Genomic DNA, 24,862 nt, shown 5'->3' with positions numbered 1-24,862 from the left:
AAAACCATCGATATCGCCTTAAAAAGAGATCGTATTGCTACCAAGATCTAGGAGAAGCAAATGAAGCTACAAACGCATGAGCGCCATTAGGTTTTTAGAGTTGCAACCTTGACTTTACAATTCTGAATTTAGCCCCGATAGTTTTGGATCGAATCCGAATCTGATGGCTCTGATGGCTCTGATGGATCGGGATCTGGAAATGGATCTTCAACTGGGTCTGCGGCGGTTATAGCCAACACGGATAGATCCCGACCTAAGGCTATAGCAATGTCGTCCTTCTGTCCCCTCTTGATGAGCTGTTTATCCAATTCTGCTAATCCTGATGCCTCCAGTAATTGCTTTGGAGTGCCAGCAAAAGCTAATTGTTTTTCGGGAGCTACAGCTAAGTCTGCCAAGAAATTGACTAAATTGTTCAACTTTATGCCTCCTTTTGAACTGTTTAAATGTTTATTTTCCTTGATGCCAAGATAGCATTAACATTGATGCTCAAAGATTTTATTATAGGTTAGTGTCTTCGAGCATTCGTATTAGAATCTCTCTTTTCTACCTTCTTATGAAGTCTTTTGATTCCTTCGATCCTCCATCATTTGTATTTCCTCTAATAACTTTATAGAGAATTTATGGCTGGTTACAGCTATGCCCTGGTCATGTTGTATGCTAGCAGCCTGAGCAGAAACCTGCTGACTGATTGGATCGTAGATGGTGTTATCTAGCCGAACGGCAATGAGCATATCAGTCGTTACTTTCTGATATTTTTCTACTACGAACTCATAGGCTTCTATTTTCTCGCGAGCATTTGTCATATCTTGAATTTCTGCGAGCTTCTTTGATATCATTCGCCCATGAGTTGCCGCACGCATGGCAAAAGCAAACGCATAATTGCTCGCTCGGTTAATAGCTTCTGAAAAATCCCGTTCTGCACTATCGTAATCATTAAGATAATAGTAAGCCCAACCACGATGAGCGAGAGCCCAAGCGTAATCGGGGTTATTTTCAAGGGCTTTATTGTATGTGGCGATCGCTTGTTCGTAGTTGTTCGCCTGGAACCAATACTGACCTAGCTTCGCGAATGCCCAAGGATAACTATCTTTTCTGAGTGAGATTGCCCTGTCTAAATCATCTTTGCCGCCAGGAAATTCGATGCCGAATTGCTCTACCTTTGCTGCTCCTCGGTGAGCCCAAGCCCAAGCATACCCAGAATCTTCATCAATTGCTTGTGTAAAAAAGTTTATTGCGCTGTCATATTCTTTGAGCAGACGACGCCTCTCACCTTCCATCGCCAAAGCTAATGCTGTTCGTGACATTTATAACCTCCCTAGTGTGATGCTTGTCTTTGTCCTACTTGCTCAACATTATAGAATGACTCTTGGCCATTAGAACAAATATTTGTAACCTTTTGAAAACGAGGTTCTTGATGTAAATCAAGCCAGGCAAAATCGTGACAAGCTCTGCGCCTGGAAAAATAATCTCCGACTATGGATTCTTCCAGGTAAGCAAGGGCTTCGTCCTTTCTTCCCTGAGTAGCTGCCAAACCCCCAAGCTCGTAAATAATAGCACTAGCTTCCGAACCACTAGCAGCCAATTTAGCTTGCAAAACTGACTTGGCTCGCTCTATTTCTGGCAAAGCCTCGTCTAATCCCTTCCAGCGAGCTTTGAGAGTTGCAATCCAATAAAGAATTAAACCATCTTCTGGGTCTTTTTCTAAAGCTTGCTGGTAGTGTTCCATTGCTTCAGCATATCGTCCAACAAAACTGAGAAACAACCCTCTTTCGGCGAGCCAATTTTCTTTAATAATGCTCTTGTCTAGAGCAATGGCCCGGTCGAATTCCACCAGAGCTTCCTCGTAGCGCCTCAGCATTTCGTAAGTTCGGCATCTATAGGCGATCGCCCAAGCATAATCGGGTTGCAATTCGATCGCGCGATCGAGGTCTACCAAAGCTTCCTCATAATGTTCGATGCGCTCATAAGTTACGCCACGATGGGCTAGCGCCCAAATGTAGTTGGGCTGTAGCTCTATTGCTCGATTAAAATCCTCTATAGCTCCCTCAAAAGCGTCCATCAAAAAAGAAGTTTCTCCCCGGTGAGCCAACGCCCAAGCATAGTCTGGCTTTAACTCTATTGCTCGGTTAAAATCTTCCAGAGCTTCCTGATAGCGCTTCATGAGCCGATAGGTTTCGCCTCGCCCCGCCCATGCTTTAGCATTTTGGGGATCGTTAGTGATATCCCTATCTAACTCCTCTAAAGTTTGTCCATTGTTTCCCATCATTTCTTTCTAGGTCTATTTTGTCCCTAAAGATCCATTCCCAAACGCTCTACCATCTCCATATCTATGGCCAATGGTGGGTTGGGCGGCATGTATAGAGTGGAGCTTTCCGTCACCTTCGCTTCCGGTAACTTCTCCAAAGGTATTCTCTGGATCGATGGCTCGCAAACTGGGTGATAAACTGCTGCTTCATAGACTATTGCCTCGCTATCGGAAGCGTAATAATTTTGCAAAACTTCTGTCAATACGTGTAACCCGCGTACATGCCCTCCTTGCTCATAAAAACCACGATTTCCTACCAAAGCAATCTGCCACAAAATCAGAGCGCTAGTTGGGTCAAACTTGCGCCGCCTAATCAGGAAATCTGTTGCCTCAAAACTCTGACAGCCGCGCTTGCCCGGATCTAGACTTAAATCAGCAAACAAGCAATCTTCTGCTGAAATACCCGGCAGCATCTGTGCTCTAAATCCTTCTTGTCTGGCTCGTCTGAGAGCCTGATGAGCTGAATCGGCAAAGACACCGGGATGACCGTAGAAAACCACACAAACATTTAGACCGCGATGCACTTCTGCCAAAATGCACTCTACCATCTGGACATAAGTCTCTTTACGCTGCCGATTGTTTCGATTGTAAGGTAATGCTTCTGCTGTAGAGTTGACGGAGACTAGCCATTGTGCTGTTGCCGGATCGGCTACAGCATATAACACTTTATCAGCCTGTTCGATCCAAGCTTTTGCCGCCAAGGTTACTTGACCGACAAATTGGATTCCCGTCCCGACAATCGTTAAACACCCCGATTTCACACTCAACCTACTTAGTTATTTTTCCGTATAATTTTACTTGGGAGGCGATCGCCCTCTAGCCCTATGTCCCCAACCTTGTCACTCAAAGGCTTCTGCCCAAACCCACTCCACAAGAGTCCAATCTGCTGGCTTTTCATCTTAATTCACCATCCCCAAACGTGCCATCATTTCCCGATTGAAAGGAATTTGTCCTTGCGGAGGAACATAAAGGGTGGACACCTCACTCACCAGGGCTTCTGGTAACTTAGATAAGGGCATCGGCTCAATAATCGGCTGACAAACCGGATAATAAACAGCGGCTTCATAGACAATGACTTCATGGTCGCGATCGTAATGCTTTTCTAACACCTCCGTCAAAACTTTTAGACCCTGGGAACCCCGTTCGGCTTCAAAAAAGCTAAAATTCCCAATCAACCCAATCTGCCACAAGATTAACGCGCTCCTGCGGTCAAATTGGCGATCGCGAAGCAGAAAATCCGTCGCTTCAAAACTCTGACATCCATACTGTCCCGGATCGACTCCCACATCGGCAAATAGACAATCGGATGCCGATATTCCCGGTAGCATTTGTGCCCGGAATCCCTCCTCTCGTGCCTGCCGAATCGCCTCACGAGTTGGATTAGCAAAAACTCCAGGATGACCGTAGAAAACTGCACACACATCCAATCCTTGGCGAACAGCATTGAGCATCACCTCCACCATTTCACCATAGGTTTGTTTGCGCCATTGATTGTTGGTATTGTACGGAAGACTTTCGGCGGTTTCGTTGAGCGATCGCAGCCATTCAGCCGTTGCCGGATCGGCTACAGCATACAAGACTTTATCAGCCTGTTCGATCCAAGCCTTTGCCGCCAAGGTTACTTGACCGACAAATTGGATTCCCGTCCCAACAATCGTTAAATAACCCGATTTCAAACTCGACCTACCTAATCATTATTTCCATATCATTTTGCCTGGGAGGCGATCGCCAGAGAACCAGCGATAGAACCGAAAGCGAATTGAAGCGCGATCGGATTTTAGTTTTAACAGTGTCTCCTCAACCTTGTCACTCGAACGCTTAAAAAATCACACTAGGGTTTGATTTTCAGCCAGTGTTACCAGCCATTTGAATCTCAGTTGCTAGCTGTAAATTTGCGGTCAAGTGATGTCATTTATCTATCTCAACACAAACCCCTGAAAATTGCAAGACCTTTTCCAAATTATTTTTTTTCTAGCCTTGTTGAATGACAAAGTTGAATGTCTGATGACATAATCTGGTCGTACATGTTCAAGACGATTCTATTGATCGGTTTCTGACAAGAATTCTAGAATTGACTCAGGACAAGGGTTTTCTGACAACCGAGAACCGTCTACCTCTAGGGACTGTAAAGCTTTTTAGTTATTTGCCCTGCTTGATAGCACTTTCCAGCTAGCCTCAGCATTCAATAAAGGCGGGATCATACTGGTTCGGCGGATATCCGGACGGAGGATAGCTCGACGGATTTCCTCTGCTGTAGCCTGGGGAAAAAGGGACCATAGCAAGGCAGCCGTTCCACTGACAAAAGGTGCGGCTGCGCTAGTGCCAGTCATTGGCATATATCCGCCACTCGAAGAGGTACTAATCGTATTCACCCCTGGTGCCCTCAGTCCCGATTTCCCTACCGATATGCCGCTATTCGATTTAAAATGCCAGTCTCCTTGCATATTGCAGGCAGCGACTGGAATCGTCCAAGGATGGTCAAACAGAGCCATTTGCCCAATTCGACCTTGATTGCCAGCCGCTCCAACGATTAAGACTCCTTTTTGAAGGGCATAATCGAAAGCCTCCTGGAGAAAAGGTTGCTCTTGGAGCGACGTGGTGGGTAGGCCCAAACTAAGATTGATAATCTTAGCTCCAGCGTCGATCATTTCCCTCAGGGCACAGGCAAGAGTCTCGGGAGTAACTTTGAGGCATTGCTCAAAATCCGCCGTATCGCATAAGATAGGCTTCACCAATACCGTACAATCCGGGCACAGCCCTGGAGCTTGGGAACCTCGTTGGGCACAGATAATTCCTGCGACAAAAGTTCCATGCACGCAGCCGATACTCTCTTTAGTTTGGCCAATCACCTCTGATGCGGCAGGGAGCGTGCGTAGGGAAGCCGCTTGCAAATCTTGATGAGATTCTTCTACAGGGCCATCAATGATTCCTACTACGATTTCAGGTCGCCCAGATGTAGCCGCCAATAGCGGTTTGATATTAATAAGTTCTAAATAATTAGCCATTTTTTGAGACAACACTTTTAGGTTTTGCCAACAACCGCAGGGAACTTCCGAGAAAAGCCGGCAAGAGGGGAATCAAGGTGCGATCGCACTAAAGCCAAATCAGTAGTTTTGAAACCCACGCAGGTAGATTATGTCTGTGTAGCAGTGGTTTTAATCGCCCTACTTTTCTTCTGACTTACCTCCCCATCCGTCCCCAGAAAGTAGCTACTCAACTTCTCTTGGAGGATTTTCCGTGCCAAAGATATCCGCTTGCAAACATTCTCGTAGGTGATACCTTGGACTTCAGCAATTTCTGTATGGGAGAGCTGTTGATAAAAATGCAAGATAAACGTATGGCGCAACCTTTTCGGTAAAGAAGCGATCGCCTCCCGAATCACCATCGCCTTCTCTTCGTTCTCCAAAACCTTTTCCGGGGTATCCACCGCACTTGTCGGGCCCCCATTCTCCGTTTCTCCCACCCATTCAAGACTATCTACACCCGCCGCTTCCCCAGAGCGTTTGCGAATAATATCGATACATAAATTGCGAGTTACCTGCATCAGCCAAGCTTTCAAATTGTGGATTTTCCCCACATACTTCAGCACCTTTTCCCTAGCCTTCAGCATCGCCTGGCTCAAAGCATCTTCCGCATCCGTAGAATTATAATTCATCAACTTCAGACAGCAGCGATACAATGGGTCGTGCATTTCCTGCCAGAGTTGCCAAAACTGGGAGACAATCTCATCGAAGCCCTTCACCGCACTGCGATCTTGATGCAAATTTTCCGTCAGTAAATCGCGCTTTTTTCGTCTCAGTTGTACAGGGTTATCCGAGCCAATTTCACTTGCTTTGGCATACATCATAAGTCTTCTGTCTTTCTGGAATTTGATTAATTTTGGCTAGATTTGGGGAGGAGGGTCAAGATGGTAAAAGTAACGTGTTAAAAGAGCTAAGAATTGGTGAGTTCGTTTGACGGGTCTGGGGCGCACTGCTTCTGAACATAACTCCCTAGGAGCTGCTTGTTTGCGGTATTGATATGAAATTCGCATGGGTTACTTTTTACCCCTTTTTCCTCGGAACCAATCGGGCCAAACTCGACAAAATTCCCAAAAGAACGGACAAGACACCTCTAGATATAATTAGGAATTATGTTTTCTCTCTTTTATGATTACTTTAGTCGATGGCAGACTGATTTTTTTAGGGGTCAAGACGAAAAAGGTAATTGAGGTGTAGCGACCTGCAAGCACGATGAGGTTGATTATAGCTTTACTCCTTAAGATTGCAGCCATGGAATAAGAATCTGGGCAGTTGCTGGAGCGAGTAATACCCCATTACGGTAATGGCCGGTGGCAAGCCATACCTGTTCGTGACCGGGAAGTTGACTAATAACGGGAGCCGGTTGATTGTGGGGACGGGGGCGTAAACCTGACCATTGCTCAGTCATATTTAAATGTTGCAGACCCGGACAAAAGGCGATCGCCGCTTCCTTCACTTCATTGAGCAACTGCTCATCTGCCATCACCTCACCCTGTTCATCGGGAAATTCTACCGTAGCGCCCACCCAATAGCCACCGACTCCTGACGGCACGACATGTACATCACCAGAGGTAATAGCAGGTTGAAAGTCCGGATCGCCTAAAATTTCCCCCTCATAGGCGATCGCCTGGCCCAAAACTGGGCGAATATCTAGAGGAGTCTGTAAATATTGAGCCAGGAATGGACTGCCTAAACCCGCCGCAATAATCACCCGATCGGCTTGCCATTCCTGGGATTGAGTTTGCACGCGATAACCAGAATAACCTGCTACTAAATTAACTACATCCTCGCCAAACTCAAACCGTACTCCTCGCATTTGAGCAACTTTAATCAAACATTCGGTTAAAATTTTGGGGTGAACCTGGCGATCTTGGGGAGAATATACCGCTCCCAGACACTGCTCAACTGCCAAATGGGGACAACGCTCTTGCAGAGTTGCTCGACTCCAAAGTTGCAGCTCCCATCCTTGAGATTGGCGAGTCTTGGCTAATTTCTGTTTTTGCTGCCACTTTTGTTCATCTCTGCATAGCATCAAAATCCCTTGGCGGTTATAGGGAATCGTTTGCTGGCAAAGGGTTTCGAGTTCGGGAATTAAGGTATCGTAGCGGCGAATACTGGTTTCTCGCATTTGCCAGGCTCTACCCTTCGTTTTCTGGCTAATGCATCCCATCATCACTCCCAATGCGGCGCTCGTACAGCCTTGAACCCCAGAAGTGCGATCGATGACGGTCACTTGAACTCCTGCGATTGAGGAGAGTTCATAGGCGATCGTTGCTCCAATTACACCACAGCCAATCATCAGAATTTGCGTCATATATCCTATCCTATTTTTCTCTTTTTTATCATGGTTAGTTATAGACGATCGCAATTAGAAGCACACAAGAAAGTAATCGCTAAGAAATTTCTCTTCTAGCTCCTTGGGTAGTTATGGCATCATAAATCAAGGGACTTTACTTAAAGCTGAATTAACCGGTTCAACTAATTTCTGAGTCGCCATAACCACTAAAAAAATTATAATGAAGCAAAATAGCGTTCAATCAGGATAATTGCCACAATATCATCGATGGGACGGGGAGGTTGGCGCATTCCTTGGGGAACGAGACGAGTTAGGCCTTTGGGGGGATACATTTGCCAGTAGCGATCGCGAGCTTCTAAGGTAGAATATCTCTCATCTACCTTGATAATTTCCAGGGTTTCGGCAAACTCCGGTTTCAGTTTCGCTTCCCAAGCTTTCGAGGTGGTTTGATTTCCCATTACCAACACGGAAACCCCATACTGTTGAGACCAAGCTTTTAAAGTAGCGATCGCCTGCTCCGAAGCAACCACCTCATGCTCGAATACCTGGCGATCTTCAGCCATTACCGCAATGCCACACTTATCTTTACCCGGATCGAATCCCAGAATCATCAACGTTCAACTCTACTCACTTTGTCGTCGTAGAAACGGAATCAGAGCCTCGCACACTTTTTCTGGCCAGTCTTCTTGAGCATAATGCCCAACTTCTTCTAAGGCAATAAATTCGGCTTGGGATACGCTAGAAATCGCCTCTTTTGCACTGGATGACAACAACCAGGGATCGTTTTCTCCCCAGATCACTTGCAGGGGTTTCGACCATTGGGGAAGAGTGCGACTAATATTGGTTAAACTCGATTTCAGGTTCAGATTTCGCAACGTTGCCAGCAGAGCGCGTCCAGCAGCCGAAGTTTCTAAAAAGGGGCGACGATAAACATTGAGGTCTTTTTCATCGACTTGATAGGGCGATCCGCCTTCCAGGGTGCGATCGACAATGAGGGGATCTTGGGTCATCATTTCTCCCGCTAGAGGTAGGGTAAACTGCTGGATTTTCCAGGGTAATTTAGCTTGGGGACTCAGGGGGATATTAATTAAGCTGAGGCGATGGATGCGATCGCTATTTTGCAGAGCATAGAGGAGTCCGGGAACGCTGGTGTAGCCTTGCAGCACGAGGGAAACTTGCTCTAATTCTAGGCTATCGATGAGGTCTCCCAAAGCTTTGACAAACGCTTCTGGAGTATAGGCAAAGTCCCGTTTTTCTGGAAATGCTGATTGTCCGGAACCGATCCAGTCTGGGGCGATCGCCCAAAATCCTTGTTCGGCTAGAGACGGCAGAACTTCTCGCCAACTATAGCTTTGGGAGAGTAACCCATGGAGCAATAGAACTGGGGGTTTGTCGGTTGCTTGCATCGGTTGCGCTTCGCGATAAAACCATTCTAGGGAACCGACGTTAATTTGCTTCTCCTCAATAGACACTCTTGTTGCTTGACTCCGTTTCGTTTCACTGGGATGGAGTTAGCATACCGTGTTTTTACCTCTTTTACTACTATAATTGGCTATTTTAAAAACGAATATCCTGCCAAATTTCAGCGTCAGCAAAGCGCTCTAAATGTTTGCGATTCGTTGTCGCAATCACAACATACTGACCAGGATATTCTTCTTGAATGAGTTTCCATTGAGCGCATATAATCATATCACAATCAATAATCCGACAATGCCTGAATCTAAAAAGACAATCATTCTTGATGATATAACTTAAAGCCTGATGGACGCTCTCGATCGATGATTTCCTTTACCGTTTGCCAATATTGTTCTCGATCGCGCACTTCTTCTGGGGAAGGTTCTTCTTCTATCCACTGTTTTAATAGTGCAAGAGCCGCTTGATTTTTATCTATCTGCTCTTCAAGAGTCTCTCCTTTATGAGGCAAAACGAACCTGGATTGAAGTTTTAATTGTTCTGGCATAAACTAATTTTTGCTGATTGAATCCAAATTTACTGATATTTTAACACGCATCTCCCCATTCACTCACCTTGCTCTGGATATTCGCCGAGAGTTTCAATTTATTGACGGCTGAAGTAACAAAGGATTGAATAAAGGCTGTGCGCTGATTTTGTTCAAAGATAGTTTTGATAATCGAGGTCAATTTATCCAAATTTAAGCCCTGTTCTGGATTAAAGTCTTGGGTTTGGAAATATTCAATTAAACTTAATCCGGCAATGCGAGTTAAATAGGCAGCACTGATGCCTTGTACGAGTCCGCCTGCTGTATAGGTAATGGCATTGGTTTTGAGAACGCTGGTAATCGTTTGGGTGGAGAGTTCGACTAATCCCAGTTTGACGATCAGTTCGCCAACAATACCGGCAATTTTTTGACCGTGTTGGAGGGTAAAGGACTGGTTCGGTTGATAAATTTTGGCTAAGTCTAATATCAGTTGACCGGTAATTGCGCCCGTGGTCAACAGATCGAGGCTGGGAATGGGGTTCGCAAAGGCAGTGGTGGCGGCGATCCATTGATATTGCTCGATCGCCGGCAAAGCGCGATCGCGGCGTTTTTGGTTCCAGACGGCTTGGATCTCGCTCTGTAAGGCTTCTGCTTGGCGCTGGATAGTCCCTAAAATGGGCATATGGGGAGCATCCGCCACTTGCACGAGACGGCTTTTCAGGGATTCAATTTGGGGCGCTGGCTGTTCCATCCATTCCTCTACAGTGCCATCGGGTTGGTGTTTGCGGACTTTGATCGGTTGAGGAATAGCGGCAGTTACGACTAAATCCTCTTTCTCTAGTTTACCGGTCATTCTACTATTGATTTGTTGGAGAAGACTGGGCAGCTCTTGGGGTAAGTATTGGTCTTGTTTATTCAAGACTAAAATAACGTGATGATAGTTATTCTTGAGCTCTTGTAGGGTTTGATATTCAGACTCAGTTAAGTCTCCGGCGATCGCCAACAGAATCACATCACTGTTGCGGAATTGTTCTTCAATCTGGCTTTGAATTGCGTCACTCGGATTGGGCGTAAATAGAGCAGGTGTTTCAATAATTTGCCAATCCTGGGATAGGAGATTAAACAAACTACTTTTACCCACATTTTTACCGCCGGTAATGGCGATTTTGAGAGTTTTGCGGTTGATTTCGGCTCTGAGTTCATTGAGGCGATTTTGCCAACTGGAAATATCAACCTCTTCTGTTGCTAACTCGGCGTTCGCGAAGCGACTCCAAAGGAGTATCGCCCCTTCAACTTGAGTAAACGTCCGCTCTAGAGTTTCCTGGTTTACCGGTGAAGGAAGTGTTTCCACGGGGACAGAGACAGAGTTTTGTCGCCACCACCAAATCCCACCCCAGGCGATCGCCCCTAGAGTAACCCATTCTCCCCATTCACTCACAGAACTTTGGATATTTGCCCACAACCAGAGGAGTGCCCCTAATCCTAAGCCACCAACTAACAGAGGACGACGTATGAGTGTTGCCATCGATTTCTCCACTAAACCCAACCAGATCTCTAGCTTAACTCGATTGGGGGCATTGGGGGGGCGATCGGATACCCTAAACAACAACAACTGTCTGGAAAGATTTTTCTAATTGATGTAAAGAGGTTTCCACCTTTCCTAGAATTTCACTAAATCTGGGTTGAACCAAGTCAGTATTATCAACCACAGACTTAATACTTTGAACAGTTTCTAAAGACGCAAAAAGCATTTGCTCAGAAGGTGGATGAACATGAGGGTTGCTTGGTTCTCCCGCTTCTTGGCGATAACGGAGTATCTCATGGGCAACTACCAGACTATGGAATGCGTTATCAAAAGGACGTTCTATCTTTAAAATGCTGGATTTTGCATAGTTCTTTTTGTTGCTTAACTGCGATCTGTCAGTATAGTGCTGATAACATAATTCATCTAAAACGACAAGATTATGAGTCAGTTCATGGACTAAACACTCTGCAGTATCCATATCTGTCCAGTGGCGTTTGATCGCACACCAGATTGTTCCAGGTGCGTCGGATGTTGAACCACCTCTTGCATTCGGCGATCGCAAGTAAAATAAAGTATGAATCACGAGATCAAATATTGTGCCTAGAGAAGGATTCACTTGATTTAATAGGATCTGACCATTTTTAACATGGCTTAACGCTTCTTCCATTGATGCAAGAGGTGTATTCAAATCAATTTTTGGTTTTCGGCTTCCCTTGCCTTGATGTTTAACCGCTATTTTTTTGATTCGCTCTATATCAACACAAAATTGCTCAAGGTTGCCGTGAGTGGGGATAGGAGTTTCTGAAAAATGTTTATTCAAAAAACAGATATATTGATTTTTTAATTTCTGAAGGCTGTCAATGGTCTGTTGCTGGTGACTACAAGCCAAAAGAAAAACAGTTTTTATACAATTCTCATATCCATCCACGTAAAACATTTTGACTCTCCGATGTTCTCTTGGTATGTTGTTTAGTTTTCATTAATTCAAAAAAAAATGCTAAATGTAGGGTGAATTCGAGAATCGCCCCTACATTTAGCGACGAGATCAAGTTTTACCAAAGCTAAATCATTAGAGCTGATTCCCGAAGTCGCTGAAAGTGCCTAACAGCAAGAGGTTCACTGAAATACTAAGTTGTTCCCAATCAAGGCTAAAACCATTGATATATAAGGATTACAGCCTTTTTAAGATTTCCTTTAGGAATCAGCTCTTAATTAAAACATTTCAGATTCTAAGTCATGGGCAAACTGGATATAGTGGTAAGCGCAATGCTTTGGAACATTATTTTCACCGTTGTCTTGGTGCATACTGCGGACTTTAGTTGCGACGGCTTTTGTCTGCTTAATTTCATCAGTTGATACGGTGTTGGCCAGATTTGCAATTAAATCTTGAACGTTATTTTGCATGAGCATAATTGCGGAACTCCAGTATTGGTAATTTAGCTCCTTTCCAATATTGAAAATAAAATCAGTGCCAGCAATGCTAAAATGTTTTATTGGATCGTGTGTTTTGTAAGGAAATATTTTAATTAAAATCGTGAAATATCGTGGGATGCTGTATTAGACTGAGTTATAATGGTGGAAACCCTTACTCTATCTTGACTCTATGGTTGTTACGGAAATGTTACAATTTGTCGATCGCCTTGTCTTTGACGAAACGGGAAAACACTTAGATGACATTCAGAAAGCTGTAGTGAAAGGGGTTTGGCAAGGGGAAAGTTATGAAGAAATTGCCCAAGAATGTCATCGCAGTGAGAGTCGGGTGAGAGATGTAGGGTATAAGCTATGGCGAATTTTGTCAGAACGGTTAGAAGAAGATGTGAATAAATCGAATTTTCTGGCGACGATTGAAAGATGGAACATTCCAATTAACTCGTCTCAAGTAGTTGGTGTGGGAATCCATAGTCACTTTAATTTATGTCCAGAGACATCAGAAAAAGATCAAACAAATGCTTCTACAAAAAATCAAGCTAGTGTGAATTCTTTTATAGATTTAGCACTCGCCCCAGAAATCACTCACTTCCAAGGACGCAGCGAGGAACTTGAAAAACTTTCTGAGTGTATTTTCAATCAACCCACTTGTCTCATGGCAGTGTTGGGATTAAGTGGTATTGGCAAAACAACGCTGGTTAGGCGATTTATTGACTTACATTTGGATTCCTGGGAGGCTGTAATCTGGAAAAGTTTGAAATTCCCCAAATCTCTAAGTCATCTGCTGCATGATATTTTGACAACTTTCAAGCCAGAAACTGAAAAGAGTCTTGAGCTTGATGAACAAATCACCCAAGTCTTTGAACTGTTATCGACGCGGCGATGTTTGCTGATTTTTGATGATGTCCAAAATCTGTTTATCCCTGGACAATTTGCGGGACAGTATCAACCAGAATATACAGACTATAGAACATTTTTCAAAATGATGGCAGAAGTTTCACATCAAAGCTGTTTAATCCTGATCAGTCAAGAAAAATCGCCAGAAATGATTTCTTTGGATGCAGAGTTATACCCAATTCAGTCTTTAGAACTAGGAGGATTCGATGCTGAAGGTGGAGAGTTTGTGCAATATCAGGGATTATCCTCTGAAGAAAATTTGTTAGACTTAAGCAAGCTATATCAGGGAAATCCTTTCTATTTGCAATCTATCTCTAGTTTGATTAAAGAGGTTTTCTCAGGTGAGGTGAATGAATTTATGGCTGAGGATAGTTTGATATTTACAGAAGAGATGAAATCAGTGTGGAATACCTTGTGGATGAGGCTATCTCAGGTAGAAAAAGATATCATTTTAGAAATGAGTCGAGCAAAAGTACCTATGTATAGAGATGATTTAAGAAATATTTTAACATTGTCTTCTCTAGAAGTTGTCAATAGCTTACAATCGTTGACTAGGCGTTATCTATTAAATTCACTTCAGGGCGATCGACATTCATTTATCCTCAATTCTATTTTTCAAGAATATCTCAAATTATTCTTGATGATATAACTTGATTCTTGACAAAGTCAAGAGTCAGTGAGAAGATGAAGAAATTAGCTAAAATATTTTAGCAAATGACTTAAGCAAAATGGCTAAAGACCGATTCCATGAATCTGTAAAAACAGCCTTAATTAAGGAAGGCTGGACAATTACAAGCGATCCTCTCATCATTCGTATAGATCGGGTTAGACTAGAAATTGATCTAGCAGCCGAAAAAGTATTTGCCGCAGAAAAAGACGGGCGAAAGATTGCTGTAGAAGTAAAAGGATTCATGAATCCTTCTGCGATTTATGACTTTCACGCAGCTTTAGGACAGTTCTTGAATTATCGCCTAGGTTTGCAAATGACAGACCCCTTACGGAATCTTTATCTAGCTGTACCCGTAGATATTTTTAACGATTTTTTTCAAGAGCGTTTTGTCCAAGTTGCTATACTTCAACATCGTCTAAGCATTATCACATATGACCCTGATTTAGAAGAGGTAATAGAATGGAAAAACTAGAAAAGTATCGCCAAATTGTCGAAGAAGTAATCAAAAGTCATGTCAGTCCCGAAGAGCCGGATATTGAATCCCAAGCGATTTGCGATCGCGAACAGGATCATTATCAACTGGTGGATCTCGGTTGGCAAGGCTTCAATCGGATTTATGCCTGCTATATTCACATCGATATTAAAGACGAGAAAATTTGGATTCAGAACAATATGACAGAAGCCGACTTAGGGCAAGAGTTAGTCGATAAAGGCATTCCTCCTTCAGATATTATTCTCGGTTTACATCCCCCATACAAACGCCCTTACACCAAGTATGGTGTTGCTTAAGCTGTTACCCTAAAATGAAAGTGAAACTCTTGAGGAGCCTATGTTACTCAACTATAATCCCAGAGCTTGCTTACCCTCTGCTGAAGATTTACCCGATTCTGACGATACTCCTGTGGATAACGAGCTACAAGATTTAATTCCCAGTTTGCTCAAAGCGATGCTGGCTTTAATTTGGGCAGAGCGGATGGATTGGTTTTTTGGGGTAGACATGGGAATCTATTACGATCCGAACCAACCGGCTATTGTCCCCGATGGCTTTTTGAGTGTAGGCGTTCCCAGAATTATTGACTCTGATTTACGTCTATCTTATGTATTGTGGGAAGAGCAAAAATTGCCCACCCTCGTGTTAGAAGTGGTTTCTCATAAACGGCGGAAAGAATATACTCAGAAAAAAGAAGAATATGCCCAACTGGGAATTTTATATTATGCGATCTATAATCCTTTGCGGAAAAGGAAACAAAAGTTAGAAGTGTATGAACTCAACGGCGGCGAATATGAATTATTATCTGGGCAGGTGGTGTGGTTATCCCAGTTGAATTTAGGCATTGGTAAAGCGGAGGGAACGTATCAAGGAATCACCCGAGAATGGCTCTATTGGTATGATGAGCAGGGAGAGCGCTATTTAACACCGGAAGAGCGAATTATCTCAGCTCAACAACAGCTATTATTAACGGAACAACGAGCATTATCAGCTCAACAACAGGCATTATCGGCTCAACAGAAAACGGAAAAACTCGCCCAAAAACTGAGGGAATTAGGCATCGATCCCGATCGCCTAGACCCATAATCGACGATCGATCGCCGATCGCGCAGTATCATAGACAATAGACTCTAACCTTATCCATATCCATCCGTCCTGTGACTGCGATCGCCCCCACCTCCCTCCTCGAACCCTCCCAACTGCTGCCCTTTGAACAGCTCGAACCTTCCCTACAACAGCGTTTCCAACAGGCTTGGCAACTGGGATTGCCCCTTCCTTCCGTGATATATCCCGAAACTCAAGAACAATTGAGCGAGGTGATGAAACTCGCCAAAGCTAACCAATGGCAGGTTGTACCCTGGGGAGCAGGCAGTAAAATTCATTGGGGTGGCATCGGTAAAGCGGTGGATCTTATCATCAGTACTCAACGCATCAATCAGGTGATTGAACATGCAGCCGGAGACCTCACAATTACCGTAGAAGCTGGGATTACTTTGGCACAGGTGAATGAATTTCTAGCGCCCCACAACCAGTTTTTAGCCTTCGATCCAGCCTACCCCAACCAAGCCACCATTGGCGGTATCATTGCGACAGCGGATACCGGAAGTTGGCGACATCGGTATGGTGGCGTGCGCGATCGCCTAATTGGACTTTCCTTTATCCGCAGTGATGGCGAGATTGCCAAAGCAGGGGGCAGAGTTGTCAAAAATGTTGCCGGTTATGACTTGATGAAACTGTTCATCGGCAGTTATGGCAGTTTGGGGATACTTTCTCAAGCCACGTTTCGCCTGTATCCTATTCCCGAAAGTTCAGCTACAGTAGTACTTTCAGGAAATCCAGAGGCGATCGCCCAAGCCACCCAAACCCTACTGAATTCCAGTTTAACCCCCACTGCCCTCGATTTAAGACCCCAAAATGACCAAATTCTGCTCATTGCTCGCTTCCAAAGTACACCCTTAAGTGTGCAAGAACAAGCCAAACGGGTATCAGATCTTAGCCAAGCATTAGGATTGAGCGCCCAAATATACGAGCAGCAGAACGAAAGCCAACTATGGACAACCTGGCAACATCAACTTTGGGAAACCCACCCCCAAAAGGTTATCTGTAAACTCGGTATTCGTCCCACCGAAGTCGTTAACCTATTGCTAAAAATTGAACAACTTGCCCAAGTGCAAAGTCAATGTGTGCTTCACGCTCGCACTGGCTTAGGTATACTACGATGCAATCAAATTCGATCGACACAACTGTTGGAGTTGCGATCCTATCTTACTTCCCATGGCGGTTTTCTCAGTATCTTAGAAGCACCCCCATCCCTGAAAAAATCCCTAGATGTATGGGGGTATACAGGAAATGCACTTAAAATCATGCAAAATATCAAGCATCAATTCGATCCAGATAACTTACTCAGTGGCGATCGCTTCATTCAATAAACTACATTTCTATAGTATCGATTAGCATAACTCATGTTTTTTACCTTGCACCAGGCTAACCCTTTTTTGCATAATTAAAACCAGATCCAGTCAATTCGTAGGGTAGGTAGTGCCCTATTCCCTATTCCCTATTCCCTATTCCCTCTTTTCATGACTCCCGCCAAAAATAGTAATTTCTTATCTCAAAACCCCCATTTGTCCTCTGGATTTGATCCTCAAAATCCACCCAATCCCGATCTAATTAATACCTGCGTTCATTGCGGATTTTGTCTCTCCACTTGCCCCAGTTATCGCGTTTTAGGACAAGAAATGGACTCTCCCAGAGGACGCATTTATTTGATGGATGCGATTAACCAAGGTGAAGCTCCCTTAGCCCCTGCTACCTCCCAACATTTTGACACCTGTTTAGGATGTTTAGCCTGTGTTAGCACCTGTCCTTCGGGAGTGCAATATGATAAACTCATTTCAGCTACCCGCCACCAAGTCGAACGCAATATTGATCGCAATATTCCCGATCGCATTATTCGCTCTTTAATCTTCAATCTTTTTCCCTATCCCAATCGCTTAGTTCCCTTTCTTTATCCCCTCTATCTCTACCAAAAATCTGGCTTACAATCCCTCATTCGACGCACCAATGTGCTCAAAAAAATATCGCCTAGATTGGCGGCAATGGAATCCATTTTACCCCAAATTTCTCTCTCTTCCCTACACCATTCCTTTACCGATGTCATTCCTGCCCAAGGGAAAAAACGCTATCGGGTGGGAGTCATTCTTGGCTGCGTGCAACGGCTGTTTTTTAATCCAGTAAATGCGGCAACGATTCGCGTTCTAACTGGGAATGGGTGTGAAGTTGTGATTCCCAAAACCCAAGGCTGTTGTGGGGCACTCCCGGAACATCAGGGACAAACCCAATCCGCCCAAGATTTAGCACGCCAAATGATTGATTCTTTTGCCAATTACGATCTGGATTATGTGATTATCAATGCCGCCGGATGCGGACATACCCTAAAAGAATATGGTCATATTTTAGCTGACGATCCCAATTATAGAGATAAGGCAAAGCATTTCGTCAGTAAAGTCAAAGATATTCAAGAATTTTTAGCCATGGTGGGCTTAACTGCACCCTTATCTCCCCTAGCTGAAGAAGAGTTGAAGATTGTTTATCAGGATGCTTGTCATCTATTACATGGACAAAAAATTAGTGTGCAACCGCGCCAATTACTCAAACAAATTCCTGGCATTCAATTAAAAGAACCTGTAGATGCTGCCTTATGTTGTGGAAGTGCAGGAGTTTATAATATGTTGCAGCCAGAGGTAGCAGAAAATTTAGGCGATCAAAAAGTAAATAATTTGCTCAATACGGGAGCTAATTTAATTGCTTCTGCGAATCCAGGCTGTAGTTTACAGATCAAAAAACATTTACAGCAACAGGGTAAGACTGTTTCGATTTTCCATCCCATTGAACTACTCGACTATTCCATGCGAGGCATTATCCTATCTTCCCTCGACAGGACTTAATCTGAGGAGGAGGAAAGGGAGACAGGTAACCAAATTTCAAAGGTTGTACCGCTTCCAATTTGCGATCGCAGTTTCAGATATCCTTGATGTTTTTCAGTTACAATCTGGTGGGAAATGGCTAATCCTAACCCCGTTCCTTTTCCTACGGGTTTGGTTGTAAAAAATGTTTCAAAAATGCGTTCTTGAATCTCTGGAGGTATACCCGTTCCATTATCTTCAACCTCAACTTTAACCCATTCTGACTCATCGGATTCTATTAACCATTGGGTGGTAATCGCAATTTCTGGTTTCCATTGCTCAGATTTTTCCCGTTCATTTAAAGCATCAATAGCATTGGTGAGCAAGTTCATAAAGACTTGGCTCAATTGCCCTGAATAACACTCAACTAAGGGCAACTCTCCATAGCTTTTCACCAAGTGAATTCCATATTTGAGTTTATTCCGTAAAATCAATAAGGTACTATCTAAACATTCATGAAGATTTGCCAGTTGGGGATGGTTTTCACCCATATGGGAAAAATTCCGCATTCCACCGACTAAAGCATTTAAGCGCTCTGCACTCTCCTGCATACTATCAATTAGTTCGGGTAAATCGTTCTGTAAATACTCAAAATCAATATCTTCTTTTATCTCTTCAATGGGTTCTGGATCTTCTCCAGATTCTTCCTCATAAGCTTCTACTAAATCTAGTAAATCCTGACTATAAGTTTTTAAGAACTTCACATTTCCCCATAGAGTATTAACTGGATTTCTGATTTCATGGGCTAATCCAGCTACCATTTGCCCTAAACTAGCTAATTTTTCCGTTTGAATCAGATGAGCTTGGGTGTTTTCGCGTAATAGTTGCGTGGTTAGTTCATGAATTCTAGATTGAGCTAGGAGTAATTGATGAACATCGAGCAAACAATAGCAGTGGCTAGAACACTTGATAACTAAGGGTTCATAGAGTTTTTCTGGAGGACGTTCTAAAGAGCGAACTGCGGCTTCCACAATCGGTTCTGTACCGGGTAAAACTAGGTGATCGGGCAAAAGATGTTGACCGACTTTTTGATTGGCTAATCGATTTAAAACTCTAATTTCTCGCCGAATAAAAACTTCTAAACCATAGGGACGACTCAGTTGTTCTAGAAATCTTCTTCGGGAAATCATCCCAGCAAATTCCCCTTTATCTGTTAAAATCACTCCAGGTAAAAGGGAATATGCTTTGAAGATTTGTGCGACTACACGCCCCGGTTGACTAACATCCACAGAACATTCCCATAACGAGAGGTCTTTTAAGGTTGAATCAAGGTTTACTTCAGTGGCTCTCAGACCGGAGCGAGCCACTACTTCTGTTGGTATCTCTGACACTTTTACCACCATGTTTTTTATTATTCAAAAATTCTTCCCCTATTATAGGAATAAAAACTATAATAGACTATAATGATGGTTTAGGTAAGTCAATTTTTACGATCGCCTTAAACTTTATTTAACCTATTTTAAATTTATTTAACCTACTGATTTATAGGGGCCTATTCCCAGAAAGATAGAGGCGCGATCGCACCCGTTCTAAGCAAAACTCATGAACTAATATCCAGCCCCATTTCGGGGAGATTTCCGGGCGTTTATGGGGAGTGATAACCATCAGGCGATCGCCAATCCAGCTTAACTGATACACTAAGGCTGGTAAGCGCGATCGCTCCACCAAATGCAGCGCAAAACTACACACAATCAACCCATATTCACGCCCCCACAACACTCCCTGCTCAATGTCTTCAAATCGATAACCCTCAGCCATCTGTCCCGTGCGCCCTAGATAAGCCTCCTGAGTATACGGATCGATGCCGTGTATATCCTGCCATCCCAACTGACGCAAGGCCAACGTCACCTCGCCACTCCCACAAGCCAAATCCAAAACGGGTAAACTCCCTCTCGGTACATCGACTAGCCCCTGAGCCAAAACTTGCCCAATCCTCTCCTCATGGGGATTACGATAGGTTGCTCCCTGCTGTTGGTAAAAGTCTTCTACTCCCCAGGTTTCATAAGCCTGACGAATTGATAAATCCATGCAATGAACAATTAACAATTAACAACTACAGTTCTACCCCATCTCCCCGTGTCCCTCCATCCCCCACTGCCACCCTTGCCCCCACTCCCCAGAGAGAGTAAAATTAGAGTATGGGCTGTTCTTAGTTCAGATCTAATCCAGGCTGACGGAAATCCGACCGGTAAGGAAGATGTCAGCTCAATTACAATAAAGAATAAATATTTCGCCAGAGAAGAGGACTCGTCCCCTAATAATGATATCGGAAAAAATCAGCCAACGCTCTGACTTTCTTGGAACCCAAGTCATCACCCGGAATAATGGCAAACGCTTGGGAGTCGTCAGCCAACTGTGGGTCGATATAGACCGGCGGGAAGTGGTTGCCTTAAGTTTGCGAGATAATCTGCTCTCAGGTGTTCTCGCTGGAATTCCCCGCTATATGTACTTGAGCAATATTCGCCAAGTCGGTGATGTGATTCTTGTTGATGATGACGACGTAATTGAAGATGTCAACGTAGAAGTTTACAGCAGCCTCATTGGTAGTGAGGTGATTACCGAAGCTGGGGAAATGCTCGGCAAAGTCAGAGGGTATCGCTTTGATACAGAAGATTATCGAGTCACTTCCTTAATTATTGCCTCGATTGGCTTACCCCTGATTCCCGAACAGGTGGTTAGTACCTATGAACTCACTATCGATCAAATTGTGAGCAGCGGGCCAAACCGCCTGATTGTGTTTGAAGGTGCAGAAGAGCAGATGGTGCAGTTAAGTGTGGGGGTACTAGAGAAGCTCGGTATTTCCCAAGCACCTTGGGAAAGAGAAGGCGCTGAACCCTACACTATGCCAATCATTGACACCGGAAATCAGTTAGGTACAGGCACTCCCATACGCACAACAGAAGAACCCATCCGAGAGATGGAGCCAGTCATGGAAGAAGCCTGGAATGCGGATGAATGGCAAAAACCGCAACCGGCTCCCATGCGGCAGTTCCAGCAACCCGAACCTCGGTATGAGCAAAGCTATGAGGAAGATAACTGGGGAGGTGATGGGGACGAAGATCGTAGCTATCGAGAACCAAGCTATCGGGTCGATCCTCCGGAAGTAGAGAACGAAGAGATTCCAGAGGCTCCTTATGAACCCTCCTATCGGGAGATAGAAGAGGATGCTTGGGCTGATAAAGACCAGGATGAACCCTTAGATTTGCCAAAAGTTAATATTCCAGAAACTCTGAAAAAACCAGAGTATGAAGGATAACGGTTTGTGTGAGTTGTGAATGAAAGAATCCTCTAGCCTTAAATCCCTTGTTGAAGGCTCTCAAGGCAAGGGGCTTTGGCCTCTTGTTAGACCCTCCTTTTTCTGATGAGTATCCAAAAAATTCCCCTGGCATCTATCCAAAAAATCCGTACCTATCTCACGAGTCTGCTGGTGCTTCCAGAGTCTGAAAACTGCGGGCGATCGCTCTCTTTTAATGAATCTGACGATCTCCCAGAACCGGAATCTCTCGATGAGCTAGGGGGATTATTTGATTTGGGGCCAGCAGAAGAGGATGAGGAGGCGATCGCCACATCCCTTTCTAGTCCCTGGTTAATTAGCGCTGTTAATCCTGCCACTGCCTTACGAAAATTACCTGGACTGCGCTTAAAACTGGGTCTGCGCTGGGTTAGCTATATCTATCGTGACCCCAATAAACCCAAAAGTGGCACGGGAATAACTTGGGCTGTACCAGAAGACTATTGTGCGACGGCTACCCTCGAAGAAGCCCTAGCCGATGGCTGCGATCCAGAGCATCCCCCCCGGCCCCAAGGGGCATTAGATAATTTTATGGCTGCCATTGAAGGCGATCGCAGCGCTCCTTCTTTTATGGTTGCTGCCCTCCTGCGCCGAGAAATTCAAGAATTTGTCTGTGCAGAAGCGAACCGAGATTGGAGTCACCACCGCTTGATTGACTCCCCTCCCAAACAAGTCAAATGGCAATGGAAAGGCCAAATCAAAGACTTATCCCCCAAAATCCGTAAGCTGGATGAGGGCAAAATTGCCGTAGAATTTTTCACTTGCCGCACCAGTGCCCCGATCGCCATTTTTCGCCACGTTGAACAATATCCCCCATCCAGTTATCAGAGCAAGGCGATCGACCAACCCGTAGCGATTCCCATCCGTACAAAATCAATTAAAAATTAAAAATTAAAAATCAAAAATCAACAATCAGGATCTGGTAGCCTGGTACGTGCTTAACCGAACACCGGTAAGCATAAACCCTTAATTTCAGCAAGGATTACCCTATGTACGAAAAAATCAGCCCTCCTGAAACCGGCGAAAAAATTACCTTTGCTGAAGGTAAACCCATTGTTCCCGACCATCCTATCATTCCCTTCATTCGTGGAGACGGTACGGGGGTAGACCTTTGGCCCGCCTCTCAGAAGGTCTTTGATGCTGCCGTTCAAGCAGCCTATGGTGGAAAACGGAAAATTTCCTGGTTCAAGGTGTACGCTGGTGATGAAGCTTGCGAACAATATGGAACGTACCAGTATTTACCTGAAGATACCCTAAAGGCGATCGAGGAATATGGAGTCGCCATCAAAGGCCCCTTAACCACCCCCATTGGTGGCGGTATTCGCTCCCTCAATGTTGCTCTGCGGCAAATTTTTGATCTCTATGCTTGCGTGCGTCCCTGTCGTTACTATGCTGGAACCCCCTCCCCCCACAAAACGCCAGAGAAAATGGACGTAATTATCTATCGGGAAAATACCGAAGATATTTACCTCGGTATTGAATGGCGCGAAGGCACAGAAATCGTCAAGAAACTGATTGAATACCTCAATACCGACCTCATTCCTTCTACTCCTGAGCATGGGAAAAAACAAATCCGTCTCGACTCTGGTATTGGCATTAAACCCATCAGTAAAACCGGAACTCAACGACTGGTGAAGCGGGCTATTCAAAACGCCCTTCGTCTGCCCAAGGAAAAACAAACGGTCACCTTGGTTCATAAAGGCAATATTATGAAATATACCGAGGGAGCCTTCCGCGACTGGGGTTATGAATTAGCCACCACTGAGTTTCGCCAGGAGTGTGTAACTGAGCGCGAATCCTGGATTTTGAGTAATAAAGAAGAAAATCCAGATATTAGTTTAGAAGACAATGCTCACAAACTCGAACCCGGTTATGATGCTTTAACTGCCGAGAAAAAAGAAGAAGCTTGCGCTGAAGTAAAAGCCGTTCTGGATGCGATTTGGGAAAGTCACGGCAATGGCAAATGGAAAGAGAAAATCATGGTCAATGACCGGATTGCCGATAGTATTTTCCAACAACTACAAACCCGTCCTGGAGAATATTCGATCCTTGCCACCATGAATTTAAATGGGGATTATCTCTCGGATGCTGCTGCCGCCATTGTCGGAGGTTTAGGCATGGGGCCAGGAGCAAACATTGGCGATACTTGTGCTGTTTTTGAAGCCACCCATGGCACTGCCCCCAAACACGCCGGTTTGGATCGGGTCAATCCTGGATCGTTGATTCTTTCTGGAGTCATGATGTTAGAATATATGGGCTGGCAAGAAGCCGCAGACTTAATTAAAATGGGCATAGAAAAATCAATTTCTAATCGGGAAGTGACCTATGATTTAGCTCGTTTAATGGAGCCTCGTGTTGACCCACCCCTGAAATGTTCGGAGTTTGCTAACGCGATTATTCAATACTTTGGCTAAGGTCTTGCTTTGGTAATACAGCCCACTTTTCTTTTCTGTGGATGCGTTAGTATAGCGCTGCGTGCTAGGGAATAGGTTATGGTAGCTAGGTTTTAGTATTGAACCGGAGTCCTAACTGACTCTTTCTCTGCTACAACAGCGCAGGGCAACCTACTGGACTTTCTCCGCTAATTTGATGCATTAGAAAAAGAGGGGGGAGAGGGACAGGACTTACTCATACCCTTTCCACACCTCATGCCCTATTTTAGCTGAGACAGTCCACTATTGCTGAGTTTCATAATCGGACACCCTTTCAAGCCTTAGCAATGCAGGGTGATGTAGCGCGGGGTTTAGAAATTCAGGTAACAAGCGATGGTACAAGGAACATACCCCTCTTCTGTCACTTTCCCAAAAAGAGGCCTCAAACCCTCATTCTTTCGTTGGCGATCGCAGGCTGTAATGACGGAAATTCTAACGAATTTCCAAGAGTGACAGAAGAGGGATACAGCGCTTCGCGCTGCTATGAGGTACATTGTTGATCGTAGATGTGAGTTGTCATTGCGACCGCAGGGAAGCAATCGCCAAGATTGGGGGATTTTGCGATTGCTTCATTCCACTTCGTTCCATTCGCAATGACTGATC

26 protein-coding genes are annotated in these 24,862 nt (G+C 44.4%); 9 read left to right on the top strand and 17 right to left on the bottom strand.

All coding sequences use genetic code 11. The features are described from left to right. Positions 1 to 128: 128 nt before the first annotated feature. The 15 genes from J7545_RS16825 to J7545_RS16755 all read right to left on the bottom strand — a co-directional run bounded on the left by J7545_RS16825 (position 129) and on the right by J7545_RS16755 (position 12,495). Positions 129 to 416, bottom strand: coding sequence for a hypothetical protein (locus J7545_RS16825; protein ID WP_318719890.1), 288 nt, complete (start codon positions 414 to 416; stop codon positions 129 to 131). A 135-nt stretch (positions 417 to 551) separates the two neighbouring features. Continuing rightward, entirely contained in the window at positions 552 to 1,304 is a 753-nt protein-coding gene (locus tag J7545_RS16820; protein ID WP_318719889.1) for a tetratricopeptide repeat protein, read from the bottom strand. A gap of 11 nt (positions 1,305 to 1,315) precedes the next feature. Beyond that, complete coding sequence (locus J7545_RS16815; protein WP_318719887.1) at positions 1,316 to 2,266, bottom strand: tetratricopeptide repeat protein; 951 nt, start codon at positions 2,264 to 2,266, stop codon at positions 1,316 to 1,318. Between the two features lie 23 nt (positions 2,267 to 2,289). Further along, positions 2,290 to 3,066, bottom strand: a complete 777-nt coding sequence (locus J7545_RS16810) for an SAM-dependent methyltransferase (RefSeq protein WP_318699567.1) — start codon at positions 3,064 to 3,066, stop codon at positions 2,290 to 2,292. A 138-nt stretch (positions 3,067 to 3,204) separates the two neighbouring features. Then, positions 3,205 to 3,981, bottom strand: coding sequence for an SAM-dependent methyltransferase (locus J7545_RS16805; RefSeq protein ID WP_318699565.1), 777 nt, complete (start codon positions 3,979 to 3,981; stop codon positions 3,205 to 3,207). 459 nt (positions 3,982 to 4,440) lie between these two features. After that, positions 4,441 to 5,310: a S8/S53 family peptidase gene (locus J7545_RS16800; RefSeq protein ID WP_318699564.1), complete on the bottom strand. Its 870-nt coding sequence runs from the start codon at positions 5,308 to 5,310 to the stop codon at positions 4,441 to 4,443. 128 nt (positions 5,311 to 5,438) lie between these two features. Continuing rightward, positions 5,439 to 6,152, bottom strand: coding sequence for a sigma-70 family RNA polymerase sigma factor (locus J7545_RS16795; RefSeq protein WP_318699563.1), 714 nt, complete (start codon positions 6,150 to 6,152; stop codon positions 5,439 to 5,441). Between the two features lie 410 nt (positions 6,153 to 6,562). Beyond that, on the bottom strand, positions 6,563 to 7,639 hold the full coding sequence (locus J7545_RS16790; protein WP_318699562.1) for an FAD-dependent oxidoreductase: 1,077 nt from the start codon (positions 7,637 to 7,639) through the stop codon (positions 6,563 to 6,565). A 197-nt stretch (positions 7,640 to 7,836) separates the two neighbouring features. Beyond that, entirely contained in the window at positions 7,837 to 8,232 is a 396-nt protein-coding gene (locus J7545_RS16785) for a pre-16S rRNA-processing nuclease YqgF (protein ID WP_318699561.1), read from the bottom strand. A 12-nt stretch (positions 8,233 to 8,244) separates the two neighbouring features. Further along, positions 8,245 to 9,093 (bottom strand): alpha/beta fold hydrolase, encoded by an 849-nt coding sequence (locus tag J7545_RS16780; protein WP_318699560.1) that lies wholly within the window; start codon positions 9,091 to 9,093, stop codon positions 8,245 to 8,247. Between the two features lie 85 nt (positions 9,094 to 9,178). Continuing rightward, complete coding sequence (locus J7545_RS16775; protein ID WP_318699559.1) at positions 9,179 to 9,310, bottom strand: hypothetical protein; 132 nt, start codon at positions 9,308 to 9,310, stop codon at positions 9,179 to 9,181. A gap of 43 nt (positions 9,311 to 9,353) precedes the next feature. After that, entirely contained in the window at positions 9,354 to 9,581 is a 228-nt protein-coding gene (locus tag J7545_RS16770; RefSeq protein WP_318699558.1) for a hypothetical protein, read from the bottom strand. A 40-nt stretch (positions 9,582 to 9,621) separates the two neighbouring features. Beyond that, a complete protein-coding gene (locus J7545_RS16765) occupies positions 9,622 to 11,085 on the bottom strand; it encodes a DUF697 domain-containing protein (RefSeq protein WP_318699557.1) in 1,464 nt (487 codons plus the stop codon). Positions 11,086 to 11,158: 73 nt separating this feature from the next. Beyond that, positions 11,159 to 12,022, bottom strand: coding sequence for an aKG-HExxH-type peptide beta-hydroxylase (locus J7545_RS16760; RefSeq protein ID WP_318699556.1), 864 nt, complete (start codon positions 12,020 to 12,022; stop codon positions 11,159 to 11,161). Between the two features lie 275 nt (positions 12,023 to 12,297). Next, positions 12,298 to 12,495, bottom strand: coding sequence for a hypothetical protein (locus J7545_RS16755; RefSeq protein ID WP_318699555.1), 198 nt, complete (start codon positions 12,493 to 12,495; stop codon positions 12,298 to 12,300). A 193-nt stretch (positions 12,496 to 12,688) separates the two neighbouring features. Between J7545_RS16755 and J7545_RS16750 the strand changes: the two genes are divergently transcribed. The 6 genes from J7545_RS16750 (at position 12,689) to J7545_RS16725 (ending at position 18,517) form a co-directional block, all read left to right on the top strand. Beyond that, positions 12,689 to 14,059: an ATP-binding protein gene (locus J7545_RS16750; RefSeq protein ID WP_318719886.1), complete on the top strand. Its 1,371-nt coding sequence runs from the start codon at positions 12,689 to 12,691 to the stop codon at positions 14,057 to 14,059. A 79-nt stretch (positions 14,060 to 14,138) separates the two neighbouring features. Beyond that, positions 14,139 to 14,552, top strand: coding sequence for an element excision factor XisH family protein (locus J7545_RS16745; protein WP_318699553.1), 414 nt, complete (start codon positions 14,139 to 14,141; stop codon positions 14,550 to 14,552). Further along, positions 14,540 to 14,869: a XisI protein gene (locus J7545_RS16740; RefSeq protein WP_318699552.1), complete on the top strand. Its 330-nt coding sequence runs from the start codon at positions 14,540 to 14,542 to the stop codon at positions 14,867 to 14,869. Before J7545_RS16745 ends, J7545_RS16740 begins: the two co-directional genes overlap by 13 nt. Before the next feature lie 40 nt (positions 14,870 to 14,909). Beyond that, positions 14,910 to 15,656 carry a Uma2 family endonuclease gene (locus J7545_RS16735; RefSeq protein ID WP_318699551.1) on the top strand — a complete coding sequence of 249 codons (747 nt, stop codon included), beginning with the start codon at positions 14,910 to 14,912 and terminating at the stop codon, positions 15,654 to 15,656. A gap of 71 nt (positions 15,657 to 15,727) precedes the next feature. Beyond that, complete coding sequence (locus J7545_RS16730; RefSeq protein ID WP_318699550.1) at positions 15,728 to 16,999, top strand: FAD-binding oxidoreductase; 1,272 nt, start codon at positions 15,728 to 15,730, stop codon at positions 16,997 to 16,999. A 150-nt stretch (positions 17,000 to 17,149) separates the two neighbouring features. After that, complete coding sequence (locus tag J7545_RS16725; protein WP_318699549.1) at positions 17,150 to 18,517, top strand: (Fe-S)-binding protein; 1,368 nt, start codon at positions 17,150 to 17,152, stop codon at positions 18,515 to 18,517. Here J7545_RS16725 and J7545_RS16720 read toward each other — a convergent pair. After that, positions 18,514 to 19,878, bottom strand: a complete 1,365-nt coding sequence (locus J7545_RS16720) for an ATP-binding protein (protein WP_318719885.1) — start codon at positions 19,876 to 19,878, stop codon at positions 18,514 to 18,516. The genes J7545_RS16725 and J7545_RS16720 overlap by 4 nt on opposite strands. Positions 19,879 to 20,017: 139 nt before the next feature. Further along, positions 20,018 to 20,563: a class I SAM-dependent methyltransferase gene (locus tag J7545_RS16715; RefSeq protein ID WP_318699547.1), complete on the bottom strand. Its 546-nt coding sequence runs from the start codon at positions 20,561 to 20,563 to the stop codon at positions 20,018 to 20,020. 232 nt (positions 20,564 to 20,795) lie between these two features. On the opposite strand from J7545_RS16715, the gene J7545_RS16710 reads away from it, so the two are divergent. The 3 genes from J7545_RS16710 (at position 20,796) to J7545_RS16700 (ending at position 24,241) form a co-directional block, all read left to right on the top strand. Beyond that, on the top strand, positions 20,796 to 21,791 hold the full coding sequence (locus tag J7545_RS16710; RefSeq protein ID WP_318699546.1) for a PRC-barrel domain-containing protein: 996 nt from the start codon (positions 20,796 to 20,798) through the stop codon (positions 21,789 to 21,791). 105 nt (positions 21,792 to 21,896) lie between these two features. Further along, the gene (locus tag J7545_RS16705) at positions 21,897 to 22,715 is read left to right on the top strand and encodes a hypothetical protein (protein ID WP_318699545.1); all 819 of its coding nucleotides are present in this window, start codon (positions 21,897 to 21,899) and stop codon (positions 22,713 to 22,715) included. Positions 22,716 to 22,816: 101 nt separating this feature from the next. After that, positions 22,817 to 24,241 (top strand): NADP-dependent isocitrate dehydrogenase, encoded by a 1,425-nt coding sequence (locus J7545_RS16700; protein ID WP_318699544.1) that lies wholly within the window; start codon positions 22,817 to 22,819, stop codon positions 24,239 to 24,241. Positions 24,242 to 24,862 lie beyond the last annotated feature (621 nt).

Origin of the sequence: Roseofilum sp. SBFL (assembly GCF_017746885.1) — a bacterium.
Taxonomy (GTDB): Bacteria; Cyanobacteriota; Cyanobacteriia; order Cyanobacteriales; family Desertifilaceae; genus Roseofilum.
The sequence above is the reverse complement of the archived record's forward strand: the minus strand, read 5'-3'. Positions and strand labels throughout refer to the sequence as shown.